Genomic DNA, 24,497 nt, shown 5'->3' with positions numbered 1-24,497 from the left:
GCTGACTCCCTTTTCTCAGTGACATAACTCAATGCCGCCAGCCTAAACCTTCCCCCTGGCGGAAGGTCAAGCCTTTCCTGGCGGTATTTTAAGCTATGCCTCACAATCAACAGAATATGGCTGGCAAACGCAACGCCGGCCCGGCAGCAATAAAATTTGGTGCCTTTACAGGCAAGTGTGGTAACGTCAGCAAACGACAAACAGGCCTATTTCATGATGAAAAAAACAACGTTATCGATGCTGTTGCTGGCGATGCTGGGCTTCTCCAACGCCAGTCTGGCGCTGAATGAATCCGAGGCGGAAGATCTGGCCGATCTGACGGCGGTATTTATTTATTTGAAAAATGATTGCGGCTACAACGATTTGCCAAACGCGCAAATCAAACGCGCCATCGTCTATTTCGCGCAACAAAACCGCTGGGATTTGAGCAACTACAACAGCTTCAATATGAAGGCGCTGGGCGAAGACAGCTATCGCGATCTCAGCGGCATCGCCATTCCAACGCCCAAGAAGTGCAAATCGCTGGCGCGCGACTCTTTGAGCCTGCTGGCCTACGCCAACTAATTCCTTCCCCTTTCCCGCCCGCCTAACGCTCTCTCTGTCTGAAATTCAACCGTGCATCGCCAGGCAGAGTTAGCTATGATGTTGCGCCGATTTTTCATGGCTGTTATTACGGAGTTTCCCGCACATGACCCAGAAAGAAATTTGGTACGAAACGCTGCATACGGGCTTCGGCCAGTATTTCTCGGTAGAGAAGGTGCTGTACCGCGAGAAGACCGATCACCAGGATCTGGTGATCTTCGAGAACCCGGTGCTGGGGCGCGTGATGGCGCTCGACGGCGTGGTGCAAACCACCGAGCGTGACGAGTTCATCTATCACGAAATGCTGACCCACGTGCCGCTGCTGGCGCACGGCGCGGCGAAGAAAGTGCTGATCATCGGCGGCGGCGACGGCGGCATGCTGCGCGAAGTCAGCCGGCACCCTGGCGTGGAGCAGATCACCATGGTCGAGATCGACGCCGGTGTCGTCGAGTTCTGCCGCCAGTACCTGCCCAACCACAGCGCCGGCGCCTATGACGATCCGCGCTTCAAGCTGGTGATCGACGACGGCGTCAACTTCGTGAACCAAACCGACGAAACCTTCGATGTGATCATCTCCGACTGCACCGATCCGATCGGCCCCGGCGAAAGCCTGTTCACTTCGGCGTTTTATGAAGGCTGCGCCCGCTGCCTGAATGAGGGCGGCATTTTCGTCGCGCAGAACGGCGTCTGCTTCCTGCAACAGGACGAGGCGGTCAACAGCCACGCCAAACTGAGCCGCTACTTTACCGACGTCAGCTTCTATCAGGCGGCGATCCCGACCTATTACGGCGGCATCATGACCTTTGCCTGGGCGAGCCAGAACCCGGCGCTGCGCCAGCGCGATCTGCCTACTCTGCAACAGCGCTTTAACCAAAGCGGCCTACACTGTCGTTATTACAACCCGGCAATTCACGTCGGCAGTTTTGCCCTGCCGCAATATTTGCTCAATGCCCTGAACGTAACACGTTAAGCGAGAAGATAAAGGAGGTGGCCCAAATTGCATAAGCTAAAACTGCACGGCTTCAACAACCTGACCAAGAGCCTGAGTTTTTGTATTTACGATATTTGTTACGCCAAGACCGCGGACGACCGCGACGGCTATATCGCCTACATTGACGAACAATATAACGCCAACCGGCTGACCGAGATCCTGAGCGAAACCTGCTCGATCATCGGCGCCAATATTCTGAACATCGCGCGTCAGGACTACGAGCCGCAGGGCGCCAGCGTCACCATCCTGGTCAGCGAAGAGCCGATCGATCCGAAAGACGTCGATACGTCGGAGCATCCTGGCCCGCTGCCGAACACGGTCGTTGCGCACCTGGACAAGAGCCATATCTGCGTACACACCTACCCGGAAAGCCATCCGGAAGGCGGGCTATGCACCTTCCGCGCCGATATCGAGGTTTCGACCTGCGGCGTCATTTCGCCCCTCAAGGCGCTGAACTACTTAATTCACCAGCTGGAATCCGACATCGTCACCATGGACTATCGCGTGCGCGGTTTTACCCGCGACGTGAACGGCGTGAAACATTACATCGATCATGAGATCAATTCGATCCAGAACTTTATGTCGGAAGACATCAAGGCGCTGTATCACATGATGGACGTGAACGTTTACCAGGAAAATATCTTCCATACCAAGATGTTGCTGAAAGATTTCGATCTGAAGCACTACCTGTTCAACGCGGAACCAGAGGCGCTGAGCGCCGCCGAACGCAAGCAGATCACCGATCTGTTATGGAAAGAGATGCAGGAAATCTATTACGGCCGCAATATTCCGCATCTGTGATGGAAAGGGCGCGGCACGCCGCGCCCTGATGCTTAGTATTTCAGCATGAAAGAACGATAGGCCTTCAACACCAGCAGGAAGTCCTCAACGCCGCAGAATGAGAGGCTTTCTTCGTCGTAGTAATTCATCCCCTCTTCCATTTCATCGCCCTCGAACTCCAGCTGATTGGCGCGGATCATCACTTCTTCACCATCCATCAGCAGCGTATATTCATGGCCTTCCAGCTGCCATTGACGTTCACTGCCTTTGACCTCGGCCGCACCGGCTTCAATCCGGTCCAGCAGGTTGAAATCGCCTTTGACTTCTTCGTTGATCCAGTGGCCAATCGCTTCATGCCCCATCGAAAATCTGACGATCACCTGACCGGTGACGTCACGCAGAAATTCGTAATCCATAGCATGCCCTCCTGAGCCCTTTTTCTTAGTGTAAACATAAATGGCGGACTAACTCAGTGAGCGCTCGCAAAGTTGGCAACTGAGCAAAATAAAACGGGAGGCCAAGGCCTCCCGTTAAACAGTTGCGCAATATAGCGGCTTACACGGCGGTTTGGAAGATCACGCCGTCGGCTTTTTCGGTGTACTGCCCCAGCTGGTCAAAGTTCAGGTAGCGGTAGGTATCCGCCGCCGTCTTATCGACCTGCGCCATATAGGTCTGGTACTCGTCCGGCGTCGGCAGGCGGCCCAGCAGGGACGCAACCGCAGCCAGTTCGGCTGACGCCAGATAGACGTTGGCGCCGGTGCCCAGACGGTTCGGGAAGTTACGGGTCGAGGTGGAGACCACCGTCGCACCGTCCGCCACGCGCGCCTGGTTGCCCATGCACAGCGAGCAGCCCGGGATCTCGATACGCGCGCCGCTCTTGCCGAACACGCTGTAGTAGCCTTCTTCGGTCAGCTGAGCCGCGTCCATCTTGGTTGGCGGCGCCACCCACAGACGGGTTGGCAGCTGGCCCTTGTGCTGATCCAGCAGCTTGCCGGCCGCGCGGAAGTGGCCGATGTTGGTCATGCAAGAACCGATGAACACTTCATCGATTTTGCTGTTGGCCACGTCGGACAGCAGGCGCGCATCGTCAGGATCGTTCGGCGCGCACAGGATCGGCTCCTTGATCTCGTTCAGATCGATGTCGATCACCGCCGCGTATTCCGCATCCGCATCGCCTTCCAGCAGCTGCGGATCCGCCAGCCATTTTTCCATGCCCTGAATACGGCGCTCCAGCGTACGGCGGTCGCCGTAGCCTTCGGAGATCATCCACTTCAGCAGCACGATGTTGGAGTTCAGGTACTCTTCGATCGGCGCCTTGTCCAGCTTGATGGTACAACCGGCGGCGGAACGTTCGGCGGACGCATCGGTCAGCTCAAACGCCTGCTCGACCTTCAGATCCGGCAGGCCTTCGATCTCCAGGATGCGGCCGGAGAAGATGTTTTTCTTGCCCTTCTTCTCGACGGTCAACAAGCCTTGCTGGATCGCGTAGTAAGGGATGGCGTGCACCAGATCGCGCAGGGTGATGCCCGGCTGCATTTTGCCTTTGAAGCGCACCAGCACCGACTCAGGCATATCCAGCGGCATTACGCCGGTCGCGGCGGCAAACGCCACCAGGCCGGAACCGGCCGGGAAGGAGATGCCGATCGGGAAGCGGGTGTGGGAATCGCCGCCGGTGCCGACGGTGTCAGGCAGCAGCATGCGGTTCAGCCAGGAGTGGATCACGCCGTCGCCCGGACGCAGCGAGACGCCGCCGCGGTTCATGATGAAGTCAGGCAGCGTGTGGTGCGTGGTCACGTCGACCGGTTTCGGGTACGCGGCGGTGTGGCAGAATGACTGCATGACCAGATCGGCGGAGAAGCCGAGGCAGGCCAGGTCTTTCAGCTCATCGCGGGTCATCGGGCCGGTGGTGTCCTGAGAACCGACGGAGGTCATCTTCGGTTCGCAGTATTCGCCAGGGCGAATGCCGGCGACGCCGCAGGCGCGGCCGACCATTTTCTGCGCCAGCGAGAAGCCTTTGCTGCTGGCGGCGACCGGTTTGGCGATACGGAACACATCGCTGTGCGGCAGACCCAGCGCTTCGCGCGCCTTGGTGGTCAGGCCGCGGCCGATGATCAGCGGGATACGGCCGCCGGCGCGCACTTCATCCAGCAGCACGTCGGTTTTCAGTTCGAAGTTGGCGATCAGCGCGCCGGTTTCGTGGTTGCGCACTTCACCTTTGTATGGGTAAACGTCGATCACGTCGCCCATGTTCAGCTCGGACACGTCCACTTCGATCGGCAAGGCGCCGGCATCTTCCATGGTGTTGAAGAAGATAGGCGCAATCTTGCCGCCCAGCACCACGCCGCCGCCGCGCTTGTTCGGCACGTGCGGGATGTCGTCGCCCATAAACCACAGCACGGAGTTGGTGGCGGATTTACGGGAAGAACCGGTGCCGACCACGTCGCCGACGTAAGCCAGCGGGAAGCCTTTTTTGTTCAGCAGTTCGATCTGTTTGATCGGGCCGACGCTGCCCGGCTGATCCGGCACGATGCCTTCACGTTCGTTTTTCAGCATCGCCAGCGCGTGCAGCGGGATGTCCGGGCGCGACCAGGCGTCCGGCGCCGGAGAAAGGTCATCGGTGTTGGTTTCGCCGGTGACTTTGAACACGGTGACGGTGATCTTTTCCGCCAGCTCAGGGCGCGACAGGTACCATTCGGCGTCGGCCCAGGACTGCATGATCTGCTTGGCGTGCGGGTTACCGGCCTTGGCCTTCTCTTCCACGTCGTAGAAGTTGTCGAACATCAGCAGCGTGTGGGACAGCGCTTTCGCGGCGATAGGCGCCAGCGTTTCGTTATCCAGCGCTTCGATCAGCGGGTGAATGTTATAGCCGCCCTGCATGGTGCCTAACAGTTCAATGGCTTTCTCGGGGGTAACCAGGGGGGATGTCGCTTCACCTTTGGCGATGGCCGCCAGGAAACCTGCTTTGACGTAGGCGGCTTCGTCGACGCCCGGTGGAACACGGTTAATCAGCAGGTCTAACAGGAATTCTTCTTCGCCTTTTGGCGGATTCTTCAGTAGTTCGACCAGCGCGGCCATTTGGGTGGCGTCTAGCGGCTTAGGGGCGATGCCCTCAGCAGCACGCTCGGCTACGTGCTTACGGTATTCTTCTAGCACGACGTTCTCCTCGCTCTCATTGTCATTTATTGTGCCTGGCGTATATGCAAACCGGGTTTATACCCTTGGGATTTCACTCTGTGGCTAGGCGATCGGCCCGTAAAGGCCCCGAAACGGTGATTGGGGCAAACAGACACGGTCAAACAGCGTTACAGCATGAAAGACTGATGGGTAGAGCGCACGGCGATATTGATGCCATCTATCCTGACGGGGCACTGCTGTCGATGTCCTGGACTGTAAGGTACAGTGCCCGGTTCCGCTCAGCCAGCATATCAGGATTTGAAACGGTTGTTAATTCGTTCACATAAAAGCAACATTAAATCTTTGCTGAATCGTTGAGCGCAGCGTAATCGGCTGCCGGACTAGCAGGGTATTATATCCATATAGTTAGAATGGATATAAGCAGGGGGATCGGAATTTGGCGCAGCGGCCACAAAAAAACCGCTTTCTGAGTTTGAGCAAAAAAAAACGGCTCCTTGTCAGGAGCCGCTTGTTAACCGGTCAAACCAGCAGAATTACTTCTTCTTGGCTTTCGGGTTAGGCAGGTCGGTGATGCTGCCTTCGTAGATCTCCGCCGCCAGGCCCACGGATTCGTGCAGGGTCGGGTGAGCGTGGATGGTCAGCGCGATGTCTTCCGCGTCGCAGCCCATCTCGATAGCCAGACCGATTTCACCCAGCAGCTCGCCGCCGTTGGTGCCGACAATCGCGCCACCGATGATGCGGTGAGTTTCTTTGTCGAAGATCAGTTTGGTCATGCCGTCTGCACAGTCGGAAGCGATCGCACGGCCGGAAGCCGCCCACGGGAAGGTGGAGGTTTCGTAGCTGATACCTTTCTCTTTCGCTTCTTTCTCGGTCAGACCCACCCATGCCACTTCCGGCTCGGTGTAAGCGATGGATGGGATCACTTTCGGATCGAAGTAGTGCTTCATGCCGGCGATAACTTCTGCGGCAACGTGGCCTTCGTGCACGCCTTTGTGCGCCAGCATCGGCTGACCGACGATGTCGCCGATAGCGAAGATGTGCGGCACGTTGGTGCGCAGCTGTTTGTCGACGTTGATGAAGCCACGCTCGTCAACTTCAACACCGGCTTTGCCGGCATCCAGCAGTTTGCCGTTCGGCACGCGGCCGATCGCCACCAGCACCGCGTCGTAACGCTGTGGTTCTGCCGGCGCTTTTTTACCTTCCATCGTGACGTAGATGCCGTCTTCTTTGGCTTCTACCGCGGTCACTTTGGTTTCTAGCATCAGGTTGAACTGCTTGCTGATACGTTTGGTGAAGACTTTCACCACGTCTTTATCTGCCGCCGGGATAACCTGATCGAACATCTCAACGACGTCGATCTGTGAACCCAGCGCATGGTATACGGTGCCCATTTCCAGGCCGATGATGCCGCCGCCCATAACCAGCAGACGCTCTGGGACGGTTTTCAGCTCCAGCGCATCGGTGGAATCCCACACGCGTGGATCTTCATGAGGAATGAATGGCAGTTGGATCGGGCGAGAACCTGCAGCGATGATGGCGTTGTCGAAGTTGATGGTGGTTGGGCCGTTTTCGCCTTCAACAACCAGGGTGTTAGCGCCGGTGAACTTGCCCAGGCCGTTGACCACTTTCACTTTACGGCCTTTCGCCATGCCAGCCAGACCGCCGGTCAGCTGAGTGATGACTTTTTCTTTCCAGACGCGCACTTTGTCGATGTCGGTTTTCGGCTCGCCGAAAACGATGCCGTGTTCGGCCAGCGCTTTGGCTTCTTCGATCACTTTGGCAACGTGCAGCAGTGCTTTGGAAGGGATACATCCCACGTTCAGGCAAACCCCGCCCAGAGTGGAATAACGTTCAACCAGAACGGTTTCAAGACCTAAGTCAGCGCAACGAAAGGCTGCAGAGTAACCTGCCGGGCCCGCCCCAAGTACCACGACCTGAGTTTTAATTTCAGTACTCATCATGACCTCTTAATTGATTGTCCGGCGGGTCAGACGTCATTTTTATTGCTAATCGATCTCATAACGCCCTTCATCCACCGGGACGCTTACACCGCGAGCAGTTTACAGAATTGTTAATAATCTGCAAAGCGTGTTCGAGTGACCCGTGTCTCAACAATTTTGTCGAGTTATGCAAAATCCGACAAAACTGCTACAGAATCGTCAGGGGCGCAGCATGCTGCGCCCCTTTTGCATTACATCACCAGACGGCGAATGTCGGACAACATGTTGTTGATGATGGTGATGAAGCGCGCACCATCGGCACCGTCGATAACGCGGTGGTCGAAGGACAGCGACATCGGCATCATCAGGCGCGGCATGAACTCTTTACCGTTCCAGACCGGCTCCATCGCAGACTTGGAGACGCCCAGGATAGCCACTTCCGGCGCGTTGACGATCGGCGCGAAGTGAGTCGTCCCGATGCCACCCAGGCTGGAGATGGTGAAGCAGCCGCCCTGCATCTCGCCCGCGGTCAGCTTGCCGTCGCGCGCTTTCTTGGAGATGGCCATCAGTTCGCGGGACAGCTCGGTGATGCTCTTCTTGTTCACGTCCTTGAACACCGGAACCACCAGGCCGTTCGGGGTATCTACCGCCACGCCGATGTTGATGTATTTCTTCAGCGTCAGCTTCTGACCGTCTTCGGACAGCGAGCTGTTGAAGCGCGGCATCTGCTCCAGAGCGGCAGCAACGGCTTTCATGATGAACACGACAGGCGTGAACTTCACGTCCAGCTTGCGCTTGGCCGCTTCTTCGTTCTGCTGTTTGCGGAACGCTTCCAGATCGGTGATGTCGGTTTTGTCGAAGTGAGTCACGTGCGGGATCATCACCCAGTTGCGGCTCAGGTTCGCACCAGAGATCTTCTGGATGCGGCCCATTTCGACTTCTTCGATCTCGCCGAACTTGCTGAAGTCCACTTTCGGCCATGGCAGCATGCCTGGCAGACCGCCGCCGGCAGCGGCCGGGGCCGCTTCAGCGCGTTTCACCGCGTCTTTCACGTAAGCCTGAACGTCTTCGCGCAGGATACGGCCTTTACGACCGGTGCCCTTCACTTTCGCCAGGTTAACGCCGAACTCACGCGCCAGACGACGAATGACCGGGGTCGCGTGCACGTATGCCGCGTTCTCGGCGAACTCGCCTTTGTCGTCAGCTTTCGCAGCCGGAGCGGCGGTTTTCGCGGCGGCCGGCGCCGGCGCAGCTTCCGCTTTAGCGGCAGGCGCGGCGGCAGTGGCAGGCGCAGCGCCTTCCACTTCGAACACCATGATCAGGGAGCCGGTTTTCACTTTGTCGCCGGTCGCGATCTTGATCTCTTTCACGGTACCCGCGAACGGTGCAGGCACTTCCATGGAGGCCTTGTCGCCTTCCACGGTAATCAGAGACTGCTCGGCGGCAACCTTGTCGCCCACCTTAACCATCACTTCGGTCACTTCGACTTCGTCGCCGCCGATATCCGGCACGGCGACGTCTTTGGCCGCAGAGGCCGCAGGCGCTGCAGCGGCGGCAGGAGCTTCAACCGCAGCCGGGGCCGCAGCGGAAGCGGCGCCGGCCACTTCGAACACCATGATCAGGGAGCCGGTTTTCACTTTGTCGCCGGTCGCGATCTTGATCTCTTTCACGGTGCCCGCGAACGGCGCAGGGACTTCCATGGAAGCCTTGTCGCCTTCCACGGTGATCAGGGACTGCTCGGCTTCCACCTTGTCGCCCACTTTCACCAGGATCTCGGTCACTTCGACTTCGTCGGCGCCGATGTCCGGCACGGCAACGTCTTTGGCCGCAGCGGCGGCCGGGGCAGCTGCAGCTGCTGCCGGTTTTTCTTCCGCTTTCGCCGCCGGTGCAGCTTCCGCTGCGCCTGCCGCTTCGAAGATCATGATCAGTTTGCCGGTTTCGGTTTTATCGCCGACCGCCACTTTGATCTCTTTCACCACGCCCGCCTGCGGGGATGGCACTTCCATGGAAGCCTTGTCGCCTTCCACGGTGATCAGCGATTGTTCCGCTTCAACTTTATCGCCGACCTTCACCAGAATCTCGGTGATTTCGACTTCATCTGCACCGATGTCCGGTACGTTGATTTCGATAGACATTATTCAGTACCTCTTAGGCCAGACGCGGGTTAACTTTTTCCGGGTTGATGTCGAATTTCTTGATTGCATCGGCAACCACAGAAGCTTCGATCTCACCGCGTTTAGCCAGTTCACCCAGAGCAGCAACCACCACGTAGGATGCATCGACTTCGAAGTGGTGACGCAGGTTTTCGCGGCTGTCCGAACGACCGAAGCCGTCGGTGCCCAGTACGCGATAGTCGCTGGCCGGCACATAAGTACGAACCTGTTCGGCGAACAGTTTCATGTAGTCGGTAGAAGCTACCGCCGGCGCGTCGCTCATCACCTGAGCGATGTAAGGCACGCGTGGCGTTTCGGTTGGGTGCAGCATGTTCCAGCGCTCGCAGTCCTGGCCGTCGCGCGCCAGTTCGGTGAACGAGGTCACGCTGTAGGTGTCGGAACCCACGCCGTAGTCCTTCGCCAGGATCTGCGCAGCTTCGCGCACGTGGCGCAGGATGGCGCCGGAGCCCAGCAGCTGTACCTTGCCTTTGCTGCCTTCCAGCGTTTCCAGCTTGTAGATACCCTTGCGGATACCTTCTTCCGCACCCTGCGGCATCGCAGGCATGTGGTAGTTTTCGTTCAGCGTGGTCAGGTAGTAGTACACGTTTTCCGGGTTGTCGCCATACATGCGCACCAGACCGTCGTGCATGATCACCGCCACTTCGTACGCGTAAGCCGGATCGTAAGAGATGCAGTTAGGGATGGTCAGAGACTGAATGTGGCTGTGGCCATCTTCGTGCTGCAGACCTTCGCCGTTCAGGGTAGTACGGCCCGAGGTCCCGCCGATCAGGAAGCCGCGCGCCTGTTGGTCGCCCGCTGCCCAGCACAGGTCGCCGATACGTTGGAAACCGAACATCGAGTAGTAGATGTAGAACGGAATCATCGGCAGATCGTTGGTGCTGTAGGAAGTCGCTGCGGCCAGCCAGGAAGAGGCTGCGCCCAGTTCGTTGATGCCTTCCTGCAGGATTTGGCCTTTCTCGTCTTCTTTGTAGTAAGCAACCTGTTCACGGTCCTGCGGGGTGTACTGCTGGCCGTTCGGGCTGTAGATACCGATCTGACGGAACAGACCTTCCATACCGAAGGTACGCGCTTCGTCGGCGATGATTGGCACCAGGCGATCTTTGATCGACTTGTTCTTCAGCATCACGTTCAGGGCACGCACGAAGGCGATAGTGGTGGAGATCTCTTTGTTCTGCTCTTCCAGCAGCGAGCTGAAATCTTCCAGCGCCGGCATTTCCAGCTTCTGGGTGAACTCCGGCAGACGCGTCGGCACGTAGCCTTTCAGCGCCTGGCGACGTTCGTGCAGGTATTTGTACTCTTCGGAATCTTTCTCGAAGGTGATGTACGGCAGTTTTTCGATGTCAGCATCGGCAACCGGCACGTTGAAACGATCGCGGAAGTGGTGAACCCCTTCCATGTTCATTTTCTTCACCTGGTGAGCGATGTTTTTACCTTCCGCGGTTTCACCCATGCCGTAACCTTTGATGGTGTGGGCCAGGATAACGGTCGGTTTGCCTTTGGTGTCCTGCGCTTTTTTCAGTGCAGCGAAGATTTTCTTCGGATCGTGACCACCACGGTTCAGCGCCCAGATTTCGTCGTCGGTCATGTCTTTGACCAGCGCCGCAGTTTCCGGGTAACGGCCGAAGAAGTGCTCGCGCACGTAAGCGCCGTCTTTGGATTTGAAGGTCTGGTAGTCGCCGTCCAGGGTCTCGTTCATCAGCTGAACCAGTTTACCGCTGGTGTCTTTACGCAGCAGTTCGTCCCAACGGCCGCCCCAGATCACTTTCAGCACCTGCCAGCCTGCGCCGGAGAAGATGCCTTCCAGTTCGTTGATGATCTTGCCGTTGCCGGTGACCGGGCCGTCCAAGCGCTGCAGGTTGCAGTTGATGACAAACACCAGGTTGTCCAGCTTCTCGCGGGTCGCGATGGTGATGGCGCCTTTGGATTCCGGCTCATCCATCTCGCCGTCGCCCAGGAAGGCGTAAACGGTCTGCTCAGAGGTGTCTTTCAGGCCGCGGTGTTCCAGGTATTTCAGGAACTTCGCCTGATAGATGGCGCTGATTGGGCCCAGGCCCATGGATACGGTCGGGAACTGCCAGAATTCCGGCATCAGCTTAGGATGCGGGTAAGAGGACAGGCCTTTGCCGTGCACTTCCTGACGGAAGTTGTTCATTTGTTCTTCGGTCAGGCGGCCTTCAAGGAAGGCACGCGCGTAAACGCCCGGAGAGATGTGGCCCTGGAAGTACACCAGGTCGCCGCCGTCTTTCTCGTTGCGTGCGCGGAAGAAGTGGTTAAAGCAGACTTCATAGAAGGTCGCGGAAGACTGGAAGGAAGCCATGTGGCCGCCCAGCTCCAGGTCTTTTTTGGATGCGCGAAGAACGGTCATGATCGCGTTCCAACGGATCGCTGAGCGAATGCGGCGTTCCAGATCCAGGTTGCCTGGGTAGGCCGGTTCGTCTTCTACCGCGATGGTGTTGACGTAGTTGTGTGCTGCAGCACCGGCCGCAACGTTAACGCCGCCTTTGCGGGCTTCTCCCAATACCTGATCAATCAGAAACTGAGCTCGCTCAACACCCTCTTCACGGATGACCGATTCGATCGCCTGCAGCCAGTCGCGGGTTTCGATCGGATCCACGTCATTGTTTAAACGTTCTGACATGGTGGTATTCCTTATCTGTCTAATGGTTTGTTTGGAGCCTGTCTTCCTGTGCTCTGTGCAAAAACACACGAAGACAGGCCCATCAGTTTAGTTGCCGCTTAAGTACTTAACTAAGTACCTCGAACTTAACCCCCGCAGGCTGGTGTACCCTGAAGAGGACAGCTCTTAATCCTTGCGTTGCTGGAGACGCCGTAGCGATCTCTCGCGCCGAGTATGCTCCCGGCTGAGATCCAGCAAGATTTCCTCGATAAACGCCAAGTGGCGATGCGAGGCTTCACGGGCCTTTTCCGGCTCGCGTGCCACAATCGCCTCAAAAATTCCGGCGCGGTGGCTGCTCACTTTTGCCAACATCTCACGGCGCGAGTAGAGCAATTCAAAGTTCTGACGCACGTTCTGTTCCAGCATCGGCCCCATGCAGCGTAGCAGGTGAAGTAACACAACGTTGTGGGCAGCTTCGGTCACGGCGATTTGATACTGCATGACCGCATCGGCTTCGGCGTCGAGATCGCCGCTGTCTTGAGCCTGTTGAATCACGATGTGGCAGTCGCGAATGCGCGCCAGATCTTCATCGGTGCCGCGCAGCGCCGCGTAATAGGCGGCAATGCCTTCCAGCGCGTGACGGGTTTCCAGCAGATCGAACTGTGATTCGGGATGGTCGGCCAGCAGCTCGGCCAGCGGATCGCTGAAGCTCTGCCACAGATTAGTTTGCACGAAGGTGCCACCGCCCTGACGACGCAGGAGCAGCCCTTTCGCTTCCAGGCGCTGAATGGCCTCTCTCAGAGAAGGACGGGAGACATCAAATTGTTTCGCCAGCTCGCGCTCCGGAGGCAGTTTTTCGCCTGGGCGCAGTGTCCCCTCGAGGATCAGATATTCGAGCTGTTGCTCGATAACATCTGACAACTTGGGTTGGCGGATTTTGCTGTAGGCCATGAGTGAATTCTTCTCTGCGAATGGCGCGGAGTCAATTGGTAATACCAATTTCAAAAACGTGACGGTAAAGTAACAAAGTATTCACCTCCTGTCCATACGGGCCTTGATCGAAATCAGGTTACCCGCACATTTTAACACCCCGCTGAAAACCCCGCTGCAAACCGGTAACGCCGTGATGGTATTACCATTTACGCGCCGGGTTGGGGATTTAACTTTTACCAAACCTTACGCAAGGAAGAGTGCAAACTTTTTGCCCAAGTTTTATTGCATGGTTATGACGCTTTAATGAATGGCTATTTGGCGAGCAGCGCAACGGGGGTTCGTTCATTATTTGAACGTGCGCCGCCGCTCGGATCTACGTTATTTTTGCGCATTATGTGATTTGTTGCTTATTTCATGCACTGAATCCCTCCCGCCGTCACACAACCCGCATTTTGTTTCCTAAACTGCTGCAATCTTAATCACTCACACGACAAAGCAGGTGCAAACCGCCGCGCATAACATTATTCTCTGCCAAACGGTAGCGGCGCCGTGGAATTAATAGCTATAACGCCGTAAATAAAACAAAACACACATCGTAACCACTGCTTTACAGGCATGTGGGCATTCACAACGACAGAGGGTTTGATTGATGGATGGTCAACAGCATGGTGACCAGCTGAAACGCGGCCTGAAAAACCGCCATATTCAGCTCATCGCCTTAGGTGGCGCAATCGGCACCGGGTTATTTCTCGGTATCGCTCAAACAATAAAAATGGCCGGCCCGTCAGTGCTTCTCGGCTACGCCATCGGCGGCTTCATCGCGTTTCTGATCATGCGCCAGCTGGGGGAGATGGTGGTGGAAGAGCCGGTTGCCGGTTCCTTCAGCCACTTCGCCTACAAATACTGGGGCAACTTCGCCGGCTTCGCCTCCGGCTGGAACTACTGGGTGCTGTATGTCCTGGTGGCGATGGCGGAGCTGACCGCGGTCGGCATCTACGTGCAGTACTGGTGGCCGGAGATCCCCACCTGGGTTTCCGCCGCGGTATTCTTCCTGGCGATCAACGCCATCAACCTGGCCAACGTCAAAGTTTACGGCGAGATGGAGTTCTGGTTCGCCATCATCAAGGTGGTGGCGATTATCGGCATGATCGTGTTCGGCGCCTACCTGCTGTTCAGCGGCATGGGCGGCCCGGAGGCCACCGTCACCAATCTGTGGGCGCAGGGCGGGTTCTTCCCGAACGGCGTCATGGGCCTGGTGATGGCGATGGCGGTGATCATGTTCTCCTTCGGCGGCCTCGAGCTGGTCGGCATCACCGCCGCCGAAGCCGACGACCCGCAAAAGAGCATTCCGAAAGCCACCAATCAGGTGATCTACCGCATCCTGATCTTCTATATCGGTTCGCTGGCCATTCTGCTGTCGCTGTACCCTTGGGGCAAAGTGGTTGAAGGCGGCAGCCCGTTCGTGCTGATCTTCCACGCGCTGAACAGCAACCTGGTGGCGACCGTGCTGAACATCGTGGTGCTCACCGCCGCGCTGTCGGTGTACAACAGCTGCGTCTACTGCAACAGCCGCATGCTGTACGGCCTGGCGCAGCAGGGCAACGGCCCGAAAAGCCTGTTGAAGGTCGACGGCCGCGGCGTGCCGGTGGTGGCCATCGGCATTTCAGCCCTCGCCACCGCGCTGTGCGTGCTGATTAACTACCTGATCCCGGGCCGCGCCTTCGAACTGTTGATGGCGTTGGTGGTATCGGCGCTGGTGATCAACTGGGCGATGATCAGTCTGGCGCACCTGAAGTTCCGCGCCGCTAAAAATCGCGAAGGCGTGGTGCCGAAGTTCAAAGCCTTCTGGTACCCGTTCAGCAACTACCTGTGCCTGCTGTTCATGGCCGGCATCCTGGTGATCATGTACCTGACGCCGGGCATTCAAATCTCGGTGCTGCTGATCCCGGTGTGGGTGGCGATCCTGGCCGTCGGTTACGCCATCAAACAGCGCAGCCAACGCGTCGACGGCGTCACCAGCCGTTGAACCCCGTGACCGCGCAATAAAATGGCCCGCTGATGCGGGCCATTTTTTTCGCCTGAACGCCGCTTACTTGCGCAACGCTTTCACCTGTTCGGCGGTGATGTCCGCCGGCAAGCCGCCCCAGGTCACGCGCAGATAATTCACCAGCTCCGCCACGTCGGCATCGCTCAGCCGTTCGCCGAAGCCCGGCATGCTCTGCATGCTTTCGCCGTTCGGGAACTGCTGAGCCGGCAGGCCGTCCAGCACCGACACGATCAGGTTCTTGCCGTCCACCTGGCGCAGCGTGGCGTTATCGCGCATCGCCGGTGCGACGTGCGGTTTGCCCTCGCCTTCGCGGGCGTGGCAGCCGGCGCACTGATCCAGATAGGCCATGCGCCCGGCATCACTGCCCTGGCCCATTTTCACCGGCACCGCCGCCGGCGGCTGCTCGCCCATCAGATACAGCGCCAGCGCCTGATGGTCTTCCGGCGTTAAATGCCGGGTGCTGAGATCAACCACCATGTGCATCTCGCTGAAGGCGGAACCCTGCGGCGCGAGGCCGGTGCTGAGGAAGCGGCTGATGTCCTGCGGCGTCCAGCCGCGCTGCGCCAGGCCGTGCGGCGTAATGTCCGGCGCCATGAAGCGGCCGAGATCGCCGCCCTGCATCGGCTTGGCGAGATCCATCTGCCCCAGCGCGCCGCGCGGCGTGTGGCATTCGCCACAGTGGCCCAGCACGTCGGCCAGATAGCGGCCGCGCTGCCATTGCGGCGAGCTGCCCTGCGAACTGGCCGGCAGCGGATCCTGGCTGCGGAACAGCAGGTTCCAGCCGATCAGCGCCATGCGCTGGTTGAACGGGAACGGCATCTCGTTGGCCGGAATGGCCACGTCCACCGCCGGGCGCGTCATCAGGTAAGCGTAGATGTCGTCGGCGTCCTGACGCGACATGCCCTTGTACGAGGTGTAAGGCATCGCCGGGTACAGGTGTCGCCCGCCCGGCGCCACGCCCTGCGTCAGCGCCAGGAAGAAGTCGTCCCTGGTCCAGCGCCCGATGCCGTGGTCGGCCGACGGCGTCAGATTGCTGCCGTAAATCGTGCCGAACGGCGTTTCCAGCGGATAGCCGCCAGCCAACGGCGCCCCGCCGCTGGCGGTATGGCAGGCGGCACAGTCGGCGGCCTGCGCCAGATAGCGGCCACGGGCGATCTGTTCGGCGCCGGCGGTCACCTGCTGCACCGGGCCGTCGTAACGGCGGTTTTCCCGCCACCACAGCAGCGCAATCACCACGATCGCCACCAGTACAATCAATACTGCGAGACGTTTTTTCATTGCGCCGTCTCCTTCAGCAGGCCCGGCGTTTTCAGCACCACGTCGCGCACCGCTTCGTAGTAACGCACGTAGCCGGTGCAGCGGCAGATGTGGCTGTCCAACGCCTGCTCGATGGCGCTTTCCAGCTGCTCGCGAGCGATAGGTTCACGCTTGAGCTTTTCCACGAAAATGGTGGCGGCGTTGACGAAGCCCGGCGTGCAATAGCCGCACTGGAAGCTGTAGTGCTCCAGAAACGCCTGCTGGATCGGCGACAGTTCAACCACCTCGCCCTGCTCGTCCACCCTGGCGTGGCCTTCGACGGTACGCACTTTCTTGCCGTTGAAGAAATGCGCGCCGGTGATGCAGGTGCGCACCTCTTCACTGGTGCCGCTCGGGTGATCGACGATTGCCACGCAGGCGTGGCAAATGCCCTGCCCGCAGCCGAGGCGCGAGCCGGTCAGGTCAAGGTATTCGTGCAGGAAATCGATCATCATCAAGCCTTCCGGCACCTCGATTGGGCCGTACTGCTTCTGGTTGATGGTCAGGGAGATCGGCTGGGTTTTAATGCTCATTGTAATACCTCACGAATATTTTCTGCACGAACGGGCAAATCACGGAAACGGTGGCCGGTGGCGTCGGCGATGGCGTTGACCAGCGCGGCCACAATCGGGATCATCACCACCTCCGCCATGCCTTTCGGCGGATCGGTTTCCGACAGCGCCGGCAGGATGTCGCCACTCTGCTTCCACACCGCCACGTCGCTGGCGCGCGGCAGGTGGTAACGGTTGAAGTTCCAGGTGCCGTTGCCCGGCCCGTCTTCGTACAGCGGTAAATATTCGTGCAGCGCATGGCCGATCCCCATCGCCAGCCCGCCCTGCAGCTGGCCGGAAACCAGTTCCGGCACGATCAGGTTGCCGCACTCCATGATCGAATGGTGATTCAGCAATTCCACCTGGCCGGTGGCGATATCCACCGCCACTTCCGCCAGCGTGCCGACGGCGCTGTAGTAGGTCACCGCCGCATTGTTACGCTGGGTTGGCGGGTAGTAGACCTGCCCACGCGCCAGCGGTTTGAATTCGCCGCCGGCGTTGCGCAGCGCCATGCCATCGATCGGCAGGCGTTCGCTTTTGCCGCTCAGCGTGAAATCGGCCTCCGCCCACTGCCAGCGGTTGAAGACGTGCACCGCCGCGCCGGTGACGCCGCCCATCTGATAAGCCGTCTTGGCCAGCAGCTCGAGGCTCAGCACCGACATGCCCGCCGCCGTCAGGCCGCCTTCGACCCAACGCGCATCTTCACGCCGCACTACCAGCGGCGCCGCCTGGCCGCCGCCGATGCCGGCCTGCCACAGCGCCATCGCCGCCGGCCAGATGCCGTGATCGAAGATCAGGCGCGCCGCTTCGCGGGTGCTGTGCGAGAAGTAATAGGCCGAGTTGCTGGCGCTGGACGGCGAACAGTAGCTCGGCGTCCAGTTAGGGTTGGTTTGCAGCTTGTCCTGCTCCTCCTGCGACATCAGGTAGGGATCGCCGCTGGTGACCATCGGCAGCACCGACCAGTCGGTGACCGAGAAATGCGCTTCATCGGCCGGTTTGCCCAGCCACTGTGCGCACAGCACCGACTGCGAGGTCGACATGCCGGTGCCCATCTCCGCGCCGCTGTGATGCAGCGTGATGCGGCCGTCTTCGCTCAGCTCCACCCGGGCGAACGAGGTTTCCGCGCCGGTGCCGAAGTCTTTCTGCACGCAGCCGAAGCCAACGCCATAGCGCTTGCCGGGATGGCGGCTCTCAAACTCGGCCTTGCGTTCGGCGCGCTTGAGCCACATCTCATGCTTCGCCGCCTTCTCCAGCACTTCATCGGCGCGGATCGCACCGGCCGGGATCGCCCCCTGGGTGTTTTTCATGCCGGATTTCAGCACGTTGCGCAGGCGGAACTCGATCGGGTCGATCTTCAGCTCGGCGGCCAGCTCATCCACCATCATCTCGGTGGCGGCCATGCTCTGCAGCGTGCCGTAACCGCGCGCCGAGCCGGCGTCGATGGCGCGTGAGGCCAGCCCGACCGACGACAGATCGCTTTTCGGGAAGTAGTAAATCGACTGCGCGGCGGTCGCGCCGACCATCACCACCGAAGGGGTAAAGTTGCTGCGGCCGCCGCCGTCCGCGGTCATGTCGCCGAGGAACGACTGCATGACGCCGGTCTGCTTATTCACCGCGATGCGGTAATTCATGTCGAACGCGTGGCGCTTCAGCGCCGTCTGGAACTGCTCGAAGCGGTCGTTGGCCAGGCGCACCGGGTGGCCGTCGCCGTACATCGCCGCCACCGCGCCGTAATACGGGAAGTTGTAGTGATCTTTCGAGCCGTAGCCCACGGTGTAGCACGGGTGCAGGATCAGCTGTTTCACCGGCGGGTTGCGCTTGGCCAGCATGCGCGGCATCTCGTCGGCCACTTCCTGCGGCGACTGGGTCGGCACCACCAGATGCAGCGTTTGCGTCTCGGCGTCGAACCAGCCGTTGGCGTTGTCCGGCTCCAGCGCCGAGGTGTCGATCGACTGCGTGGTGTAGCGGCGCGACATCACCAGCCAATCGGCCGGCGGATTGGCCATCTCGTCGGCGATCAGGCCCGCATAGCGCATGCCTTCCTGATCCAGCTTGCCGCCCTCGCGTCCTTCCGGCCACACCGGCAGGTGTTTTTTCATCGACACCGGGAAGATCGGCGTGTCCTTCAGGCTGGAGAAGCGATCGTCGTCGAACGGTTGATCGCCCCCCACCCGCACATAGCGGAAGCTGCCCCAGGGATCGCGCTCCAGCGGGCCGGTGACCGCGCCGTATTTGATGGTTTCCTCACGGAATTTCAGCTTGTCCTTGGCGAAGCGGAAACGGGCGAAGTCGTGATAGATCAGTATCGCCACCGCCTGGCCGAGATAGGCCGGGGTTTTGCCGCTCGGCAGCAGCATGTCGTCGCCGTAGAACGCCGGGAAGGCCAGGCCGTCGCGCGCCAGATCTTCCGCCGTCACCAGGCGATCCGGCTGCAGGTCGTCCCCCAGCAGCGACAGATCGACGCCCTCGAACAGCCGGTCGGCTTTAGTGACGCGAAGAATGAAGGCGTGCGCCTGTTTCTGCGGCCAGTGCGGCATGTCCACCGCGCGGATGTCGCGCGCGAACAGCTTCTGCCCCATGACCTTGGCGCGGCCATCGATACGGAAACGGACGCGTTTGGTCTGCGGATCCCAGTTGGGTGACTGGAGGATTTTTTGCTCGAACAGCGCGGCGTAGGCGCGGCTGTACAGGGGCGCGAGGTACACGGACACCCCCGCAATCACGGCGCCTTTGATAAAGCGGCGCCGCGACGGGTTGAAATTGCTCATAAATAAGTCCTTCACGTCTTTCTTGTAATTGGTTTTTGTTCGCGGTGTTGTTGCGCAAACGCTGACGACCTTGCCGTAGACGTCATAAGCATATGCTTATAACTAAAATTATGTGATGATTAACAGGCTGTTTTCAACAAAAAAACATTTACAAAACACAGGTAGTTTGTAGGCTAATAAATAATTTGCGCAAACGCGGACTTCAACCATGACCACGGGCATTGTCATTACCGCCGCCGGACGCGGGGAGCGCTTTATTCAGGCCGGCGGCCGGGGCAACAAACTGAACGCCGGATTTGCCGATGCGGCGGGCGAGCGGCGATCGCTGTTCGAACACACCCTGCGCCAGGCGCTGGCCTCCGGCCTGCCGGTACAGGTGGTGACCCGGCCGGATAATCTGCCGGTGCTGGCCGCCTGCGCCGCCAACCAGGTGCCGGTCACCCTGCTCGCCAGCGCGAGCCTCGGCGACTCGATCGCCGCGGGCGTTGCGGCCACGCCGCACTGGCAGGGCTGGCTGATTCACCTGGCCGATATGCCGTTCGTCGGCGCCGATGTTTTCCGGCAGGTGGCGGATGCCTTACGGCAGCACGCGATCGTGCGCCCCTGCTATGCGCAACAGCCCGGTCATCCGGTCGGCTTTTCCGCTCTATTGCGCAAACCCCTTTGCCAACTGCGCGGCGATAATGGCGCGCGTGAACTGCTGCAAGGCGCGGCAGTGCACCTGCTGCCGCTTGAGCAACCCGGCGTCGTGCAGGATATTGATCTTCCATCGCAACTCCCGGCCAGCGAGTAAATTCACCTATGCAACATCTTGACGTCACCGTAGTCAGCCAGGCGATAAGCTGGCTGCAGCAACAGCCGGTCTGGTTATGTACCGTGCTCAGCACCTACGGCTCTTCGCCGCGCTCGCCGGGCGCGCTGATGGCGGCGACCCGCGATGGCCGCTACAGCGGCTCGCTGTCGGGCGGCTGCGTGGAGGAGGATTTTTTGCGCCGCGTGGCCGCCGGGGAGTATCAGGCGGCCAGCCAGGTGATTCGCTACGGCGAAGGCGGCATGACGCCCAACGTGGCGCTGCCCTGCGGCGGCGTGCTGGACGTGCTGATCGAATACCTGCCGGCGAGTGAAGCCAGCATCGCTTACCTGCGGCGCATCGCCGGCGCGCTGGAAGGGCATCACGCGTTGATCAAACGCCTGACGCTGCCCAACGCCTGCCACAGCCTCGAGCAGAGCCACTTCACCAGCGCCACCCAGGTCGAACGCCGGCTTGAGCAGATCACCCTGCACATCGCGGCCGCGCCGCGCCTGCTGATCGCCGGGCTGTCCAGCGTGGCGCTGTACTGCGCCGATTTCGCCGTGGCGCTGGGGTTTGAGGTGCTGGTGTGCGAGAACCGCCCGGAGGCGCTGGATAACTTTGCCGCCGAGCTGAAACCGGGCGTGACGTTGCTGCGTCAGTTTCCGGCCAAATTCATTGAGGAAGGGGGTTGCCACGCCAATACCGCCGTCGTGGCGCTGACCCACGATCCGCGCATGGACGACCTGACGCTGATGGAAGCGATCCACACCCCGGCGTTTTACATCGGCGCCATGGGCTCGCTCAGAAACAGCGCGCGGCGGCGCCAGCGTTTGCAGCAGATTGCCGAATTCACCCCGCAGGAGCTGGAACGCATCCATGCGCCGATCGGCCTGCCGCTGGGCAGCAAAACCCCGGCGGAGATCGCCCTGGCGGTGATGGCGGCGATCGTGCAGCAAAAAAACCGGCTGCCGGCCGCCGACGGACTCAATGCAGCGGCACCACCGGCACCAGATGCTGCAGCTCCAGATGCAGCTCCTCTTTCCCGCTCAGCGAATAGCTGAACACCGTAATGTCCGGCCCGTCACCGCGGGCCAGCCCCATTTCGGGCAGCACCTGCGTGTAGATTTGAATGATGTGGTCATTGAGCGCCACCGGCTTGCCGGAATAGCGAAAACGGCAAAACTCGCCGTAGATCTCCGGCAGCGGCTCCAGCACCACGCCTTCGCGCAGCGGGTATTCCGTCGTCACGCCCAGGGTATAATCGACCCTGACCCGCTCGCCGTCCGGCACCAGTTGGGTAAACGAATAGGTTTGCGTCGGGCGCTCGCCCAATAAGGTATAGAACTGCGCCCGCAGCGCGCTGCGCTGCGGCAGGTGCGACTTGTCCAGCTTCTCGATATCCAGGTGATAAGCGTACTGCTTGCCGTGAAAGGCGTATTGCCCGCTGGCGATGCTGACGCGTTCGACCTGAATATCGCCCGGCTGGCTGGCCGCCAGCGAACGCACCAGATTGCTGAAGTCCTGCTTGCGGGCATGGCGATAGACGCTGGGCGATTCGGCGAAGTGTTTCTTGAAACAGCGCGAGAACGTCTGCTGGTTATCGAATTGGTATTCGACCGAGATATCGAGGATGCTCTTCTGCGTGAAACGCAAGGCGAAGGCGGCAAGATAGAGGCGGCGAGCGCGGATATACGAAGCTAACGATAATCCGGTCTGCTTCTTGAACATGCGCTGCAGATACCATTTCGTATAGCCTGACTTGGCGGAAACGATATCCAACGACAGCGGATTGGTCAGATTATCCTCAATCCAGACCAGCAATTCCTTGATATGACTTTCCTGCGTACTCATGTGCTTGCCGAGCCTTCTGTTGCCGATATTCCATCAGTCGAATTTTAGTGCTGTCCGCGTAGGGTATACAGGTTAAAACTCGCCGTCCAGCAGGCTACAGGACTTTACACAATCCCCTTCACCGCCCGCAGGCGGCGAAGGGGGCCGCGCTTATTTCAGGCAGCTGGAGCACTGACCGGCCTGGATCTTCTGGAAGAAGTCATTGCCTTTGTCATCCACCAGGATAAACGCCGGGAAATCTTCCACCTCGATTTTCCAGATCGCTTCCATGCCCAGCTCAGGGTACTCCACGCACTCCAGGCTCTTGATGCTCTGCTGCGCCAGCACCGCCGCCGGGCCGCCGATGCTGCCGAGATAGAAACCGCCGTGCTTGTGGCAGGCATCCGTTACCTGCTGGCTGCGGTTGCCTTTCGCCAGCATGATCATGCTGCCGCCGTGGGATTGCAGCAGATCGACGTAGGAGTCCATACGCCCGGCGGTGGTTGGCCCCAACGAACCGGACGCGTAGCCTTCCGGCGTTTTGGCCGGGCCGGCGTAGTAGATCGGGTGATCCTTGACGTACTGCGGCAGGCCTTCACCGCGATCCAGGCGTTCTTTCAGCTTGGCGTGCGCGATATCGCGGCCGACGATGATGGTGCCGCTCAGCGACAGGCGGGTGGAAACCGGGTACTGCGACAGCTGTTTGAGGATCTCGGCCATCGGACGGTTGAGATCGACCTTGATCGCCTCGCCCTCCCCGGCCTGGCGCAGCTCCTGAGGAATGAATTTCCCCGGATTGTGCTCCAGTTTTTCCAGCCAGATACCGTCGCGGTTGATTTTGCCTTTGATGTTGCGATCCGCCGAGCAGGAGACGCCCATGCCGACCGGGCACGACGCGCCGTGGCGCGGCAGGCGCACCACTCGGATATCGTGCGCGAAGTATTTGCCGCCGAACTGCGCGCCCAAACCCAGGTTCTGCGCTTCTTGCAGCAATTCCGCTTCAAGTTCCAGATCGCGGAACGCCTGGCCATGCTCGTTGCCTTCGGTCGGCAGACCATCGTAATACTTGGTCGAAGCCAGCTTGACGGTTTTCAGCGTCGCTTCCGCCGAGGTGCCGCCGATGACGAACGCCACGTGGTACGGCGGGCAAGCCGCGGTGCCCAGCGTGCGCATCTTGTCGACCAGGTAATTTTTCAGTTTGCCCGGCGACAGCAGCGCCTTGGTTTCCTGATACAGATAGGTTTTGTTGGCGGAACCGCCTCCCTTGGCGATGCACAGGAACTTATACTCTTCACCGTCCACGCTGTAGAGATCGATCTGCGCCGGCAGGTTGCTGCCGGTGTTGACCTCTTTGTACATATCCAGCGCGGCGTTCTGCGAATAGCGCAAATTCTCTTGGATGTAGGTGTTGTACACCCCGCGCGACAGCGCGGCTTCATCGCCGCCGCCGGTCCAGACGCGCTGGCCCTTTTTGCCGACGATGATCGCCGTGCCGGTGTCCTGGCAGGTCGGTAAAATACCCTTGGCGGCGATTTCTGAGTTACGCAGAAATTGCAGCGCAACGTACTTGTCGTTTTCGCTGGCGTCCGGATCTTTGAGGATATCGGCCACCTGCTGCTGGTGCGCCGGGCGCAGCATGAACGAGGCGTCGTGGAACGCATGCTGGGCAAGCAGGGTTAACGCTTCAGGGGCAACTTTCAGAATTTCCTGGCCTTCAAATTCGCTCACGGAAACGTGGTCGCGGCTCAGCAGGTAGTATTCGGTATCGTCTTTCTTCAGCGGGAACGGATCTTGATAGTGGAACGGTTTATTCGACATTGATCTCTCACTTGCAACATCAGCTGCGTTAAATTCACACTTGCGGCGCACGGCTCGGCGCCTTGTCAAAAAACTGCCTCCACCTTACGTATTTTTAATCAGTCAGTTATTGCGCCAAATCGCAAAATAACCGCTCTTTGCGTAAGGGATTACCACAGGCGGCGTTTCAACCTTGCTCGGTGAGAACTGCGGGTACAGGCTCATCATGCACGCTTTATTATCCCGCAGTTAACACATTGATT

The 24,497-nt window shown here is 59.4% G+C and carries 17 protein-coding genes; 6 read left to right on the top strand and 11 right to left on the bottom strand.

Features of this window, described 5'->3' with window-relative positions:
• The first annotated feature begins 216 nt into the window (after positions 1 to 216).
• The 3 genes from ACJ8HH_RS17550 (at position 217) to speD (ending at position 2,374) form a co-directional block, all read left to right on the top strand.
• On the top strand, positions 217 to 564 hold the full coding sequence (locus tag ACJ8HH_RS17550; RefSeq protein ID WP_004937515.1) for a YacC family pilotin-like protein: 348 nt from the start codon (positions 217 to 219) through the stop codon (positions 562 to 564).
• 124 nt (positions 565 to 688) lie between these two features.
• Positions 689 to 1,552: a polyamine aminopropyltransferase gene (speE, locus tag ACJ8HH_RS17545; RefSeq protein ID WP_041036651.1), complete on the top strand. Its 864-nt coding sequence runs from the start codon at positions 689 to 691 to the stop codon at positions 1,550 to 1,552.
• 27 nt (positions 1,553 to 1,579) lie between these two features.
• The gene (speD, locus tag ACJ8HH_RS17540; RefSeq protein WP_004937510.1) at positions 1,580 to 2,374 is read left to right on the top strand and encodes an adenosylmethionine decarboxylase; all 795 of its coding nucleotides are present in this window, start codon (positions 1,580 to 1,582) and stop codon (positions 2,372 to 2,374) included.
• Between the two features lie 32 nt (positions 2,375 to 2,406).
• Here speD and yacL read toward each other — a convergent pair whose 3' ends face one another.
• The 6 genes from yacL to pdhR all read right to left on the bottom strand — a co-directional run bounded on the left by yacL (position 2,407) and on the right by pdhR (position 13,170).
• Positions 2,407 to 2,769: a protein YacL gene (gene yacL / locus ACJ8HH_RS17535; protein WP_004937507.1), complete on the bottom strand. Its 363-nt coding sequence runs from the start codon at positions 2,767 to 2,769 to the stop codon at positions 2,407 to 2,409.
• A gap of 139 nt (positions 2,770 to 2,908) precedes the next feature.
• Positions 2,909 to 5,506 carry a bifunctional aconitate hydratase 2/2-methylisocitrate dehydratase gene (gene acnB, locus ACJ8HH_RS17530; RefSeq protein ID WP_033635927.1) on the bottom strand — a complete coding sequence of 866 codons (2,598 nt, stop codon included), beginning with the start codon at positions 5,504 to 5,506 and terminating at the stop codon, positions 2,909 to 2,911.
• 515 nt (positions 5,507 to 6,021) lie between these two features.
• Entirely contained in the window at positions 6,022 to 7,446 is a 1,425-nt protein-coding gene (lpdA, locus tag ACJ8HH_RS17525) for a dihydrolipoyl dehydrogenase (RefSeq protein ID WP_004937500.1), read from the bottom strand.
• Positions 7,447 to 7,679: 233 nt separating this feature from the next.
• Positions 7,680 to 9,563 carry a pyruvate dehydrogenase complex dihydrolipoyllysine-residue acetyltransferase gene (aceF, locus tag ACJ8HH_RS17520; protein WP_060451972.1) on the bottom strand — a complete coding sequence of 628 codons (1,884 nt, stop codon included), beginning with the start codon at positions 9,561 to 9,563 and terminating at the stop codon, positions 7,680 to 7,682.
• Positions 9,564 to 9,576: 13 nt separating this feature from the next.
• Positions 9,577 to 12,240: a pyruvate dehydrogenase (acetyl-transferring), homodimeric type gene (gene aceE, locus ACJ8HH_RS17515; RefSeq protein WP_039567225.1), complete on the bottom strand. Its 2,664-nt coding sequence runs from the start codon at positions 12,238 to 12,240 to the stop codon at positions 9,577 to 9,579.
• A gap of 165 nt (positions 12,241 to 12,405) precedes the next feature.
• The gene (pdhR, locus tag ACJ8HH_RS17510) at positions 12,406 to 13,170 is read right to left on the bottom strand and encodes a pyruvate dehydrogenase complex transcriptional repressor PdhR (protein WP_004937490.1); all 765 of its coding nucleotides are present in this window, start codon (positions 13,168 to 13,170) and stop codon (positions 12,406 to 12,408) included.
• A gap of 631 nt (positions 13,171 to 13,801) precedes the next feature.
• Between pdhR and ACJ8HH_RS17505 the strand changes: the two genes are divergently transcribed.
• Positions 13,802 to 15,178, top strand: a complete 1,377-nt coding sequence (locus ACJ8HH_RS17505) for an amino acid permease (protein WP_033635929.1) — start codon at positions 13,802 to 13,804, stop codon at positions 15,176 to 15,178.
• Positions 15,179 to 15,241: 63 nt separating this feature from the next.
• Here ACJ8HH_RS17505 and ACJ8HH_RS17500 read toward each other — a convergent pair whose 3' ends face one another.
• The 3 genes from ACJ8HH_RS17500 to ACJ8HH_RS17490 are packed head-to-tail and all read right to left on the bottom strand — an operon-like array spanning position 15,242 to position 19,814.
• Positions 15,242 to 16,477: a c-type cytochrome gene (locus ACJ8HH_RS17500; protein ID WP_197766273.1), complete on the bottom strand. Its 1,236-nt coding sequence runs from the start codon at positions 16,475 to 16,477 to the stop codon at positions 15,242 to 15,244.
• Positions 16,474 to 17,028, bottom strand: coding sequence for a (2Fe-2S)-binding protein (locus ACJ8HH_RS17495; RefSeq protein ID WP_033635931.1), 555 nt, complete (start codon positions 17,026 to 17,028; stop codon positions 16,474 to 16,476). The genes ACJ8HH_RS17500 and ACJ8HH_RS17495 overlap by 4 nt, the downstream gene beginning before the upstream one ends.
• Complete coding sequence (locus tag ACJ8HH_RS17490; RefSeq protein ID WP_060451970.1) at positions 17,025 to 19,814, bottom strand: xanthine dehydrogenase family protein molybdopterin-binding subunit; 2,790 nt, start codon at positions 19,812 to 19,814, stop codon at positions 17,025 to 17,027. The genes ACJ8HH_RS17495 and ACJ8HH_RS17490 overlap by 4 nt, the downstream gene beginning before the upstream one ends.
• Before the next feature lie 208 nt (positions 19,815 to 20,022).
• Between ACJ8HH_RS17490 and ACJ8HH_RS17485 the strand changes: the two genes are divergently transcribed.
• Both ACJ8HH_RS17485 and ACJ8HH_RS17480 read left to right on the top strand, forming a co-directional pair.
• A complete protein-coding gene (locus ACJ8HH_RS17485; RefSeq protein ID WP_060451969.1) occupies positions 20,023 to 20,607 on the top strand; it encodes a nucleotidyltransferase family protein in 585 nt (194 codons plus the stop codon).
• 8 nt (positions 20,608 to 20,615) lie between these two features.
• Positions 20,616 to 21,668: an XdhC family protein gene (locus ACJ8HH_RS17480; protein WP_033649595.1), complete on the top strand. Its 1,053-nt coding sequence runs from the start codon at positions 20,616 to 20,618 to the stop codon at positions 21,666 to 21,668.
• Here ACJ8HH_RS17480 and ACJ8HH_RS17475 read toward each other — a convergent pair.
• Both ACJ8HH_RS17475 and fumA read right to left on the bottom strand, forming a co-directional pair.
• Complete coding sequence (locus tag ACJ8HH_RS17475) at positions 21,592 to 22,458, bottom strand: helix-turn-helix domain-containing protein (RefSeq protein ID WP_060451968.1); 867 nt, start codon at positions 22,456 to 22,458, stop codon at positions 21,592 to 21,594. The two genes, ACJ8HH_RS17480 and ACJ8HH_RS17475, sit on opposite strands and share 77 nt — an antisense overlap.
• Before the next feature lie 150 nt (positions 22,459 to 22,608).
• Entirely contained in the window at positions 22,609 to 24,255 is a 1,647-nt protein-coding gene (gene fumA / locus ACJ8HH_RS17470) for a class I fumarate hydratase FumA (RefSeq protein ID WP_033649593.1), read from the bottom strand.
• Positions 24,256 to 24,497: the final 242 nt, after the last annotated feature.

Source organism: Serratia sp. CY32780 (assembly GCF_052169135.1).
In the GTDB taxonomy this organism is placed as follows: Bacteria; Pseudomonadota; Gammaproteobacteria; order Enterobacterales; family Enterobacteriaceae; genus Serratia; species Serratia sarumanii.
This window is presented reverse-complemented; position numbering and strand designations above follow the sequence as displayed.

Excerpts from the sequence above, each read along its gene's own strand:
- ACJ8HH_RS17550 (WP_004937515.1), top strand. The coding sequence starts at position 217 with ATGAAAAAAACAACGTTATCGATGCTGTTGCTGGCGATGCTGGGCTTC.
- speE (WP_041036651.1), top strand. The coding sequence starts at position 689 with ATGACCCAGAAAGAAATTTGGTACGAAACGCTGCATACGGGCTTCGGC.
- yacL (WP_004937507.1), bottom strand. The coding sequence starts at position 2,769 with ATGGATTACGAATTTCTGCGTGACGTCACCGGTCAGGTGATCGTCAGA.
- lpdA (WP_004937500.1), bottom strand. The coding sequence starts at position 7,446 with ATGAGTACTGAAATTAAAACTCAGGTCGTGGTACTTGGGGCGGGCCCG.
- aceF (WP_060451972.1), bottom strand. The coding sequence starts at position 9,563 with ATGTCTATCGAAATCAACGTACCGGACATCGGTGCAGATGAAGTCGAA.
- aceE (WP_039567225.1), bottom strand. The coding sequence starts at position 12,240 with ATGTCAGAACGTTTAAACAATGACGTGGATCCGATCGAAACCCGCGAC.
- pdhR (WP_004937490.1), bottom strand. The coding sequence starts at position 13,170 with ATGGCCTACAGCAAAATCCGCCAACCCAAGTTGTCAGATGTTATCGAG.
- ACJ8HH_RS17505 (WP_033635929.1), top strand. The coding sequence starts at position 13,802 with ATGGATGGTCAACAGCATGGTGACCAGCTGAAACGCGGCCTGAAAAAC.
- ACJ8HH_RS17500 (WP_197766273.1), bottom strand. The coding sequence starts at position 16,477 with ATGAAAAAACGTCTCGCAGTATTGATTGTACTGGTGGCGATCGTGGTG.
- ACJ8HH_RS17495 (WP_033635931.1), bottom strand. The coding sequence starts at position 17,028 with ATGAGCATTAAAACCCAGCCGATCTCCCTGACCATCAACCAGAAGCAG.
- ACJ8HH_RS17490 (WP_060451970.1), bottom strand. The coding sequence starts at position 19,814 with ATGAGCAATTTCAACCCGTCGCGGCGCCGCTTTATCAAAGGCGCCGTG.
- ACJ8HH_RS17485 (WP_060451969.1), top strand. The coding sequence starts at position 20,023 with ATGACCACGGGCATTGTCATTACCGCCGCCGGACGCGGGGAGCGCTTT.
- ACJ8HH_RS17480 (WP_033649595.1), top strand. The coding sequence starts at position 20,616 with ATGCAACATCTTGACGTCACCGTAGTCAGCCAGGCGATAAGCTGGCTG.
- ACJ8HH_RS17475 (WP_060451968.1), bottom strand. The coding sequence starts at position 22,458 with ATGAGTACGCAGGAAAGTCATATCAAGGAATTGCTGGTCTGGATTGAG.
- fumA (WP_033649593.1), bottom strand. The coding sequence starts at position 24,255 with ATGTCGAATAAACCGTTCCACTATCAAGATCCGTTCCCGCTGAAGAAA.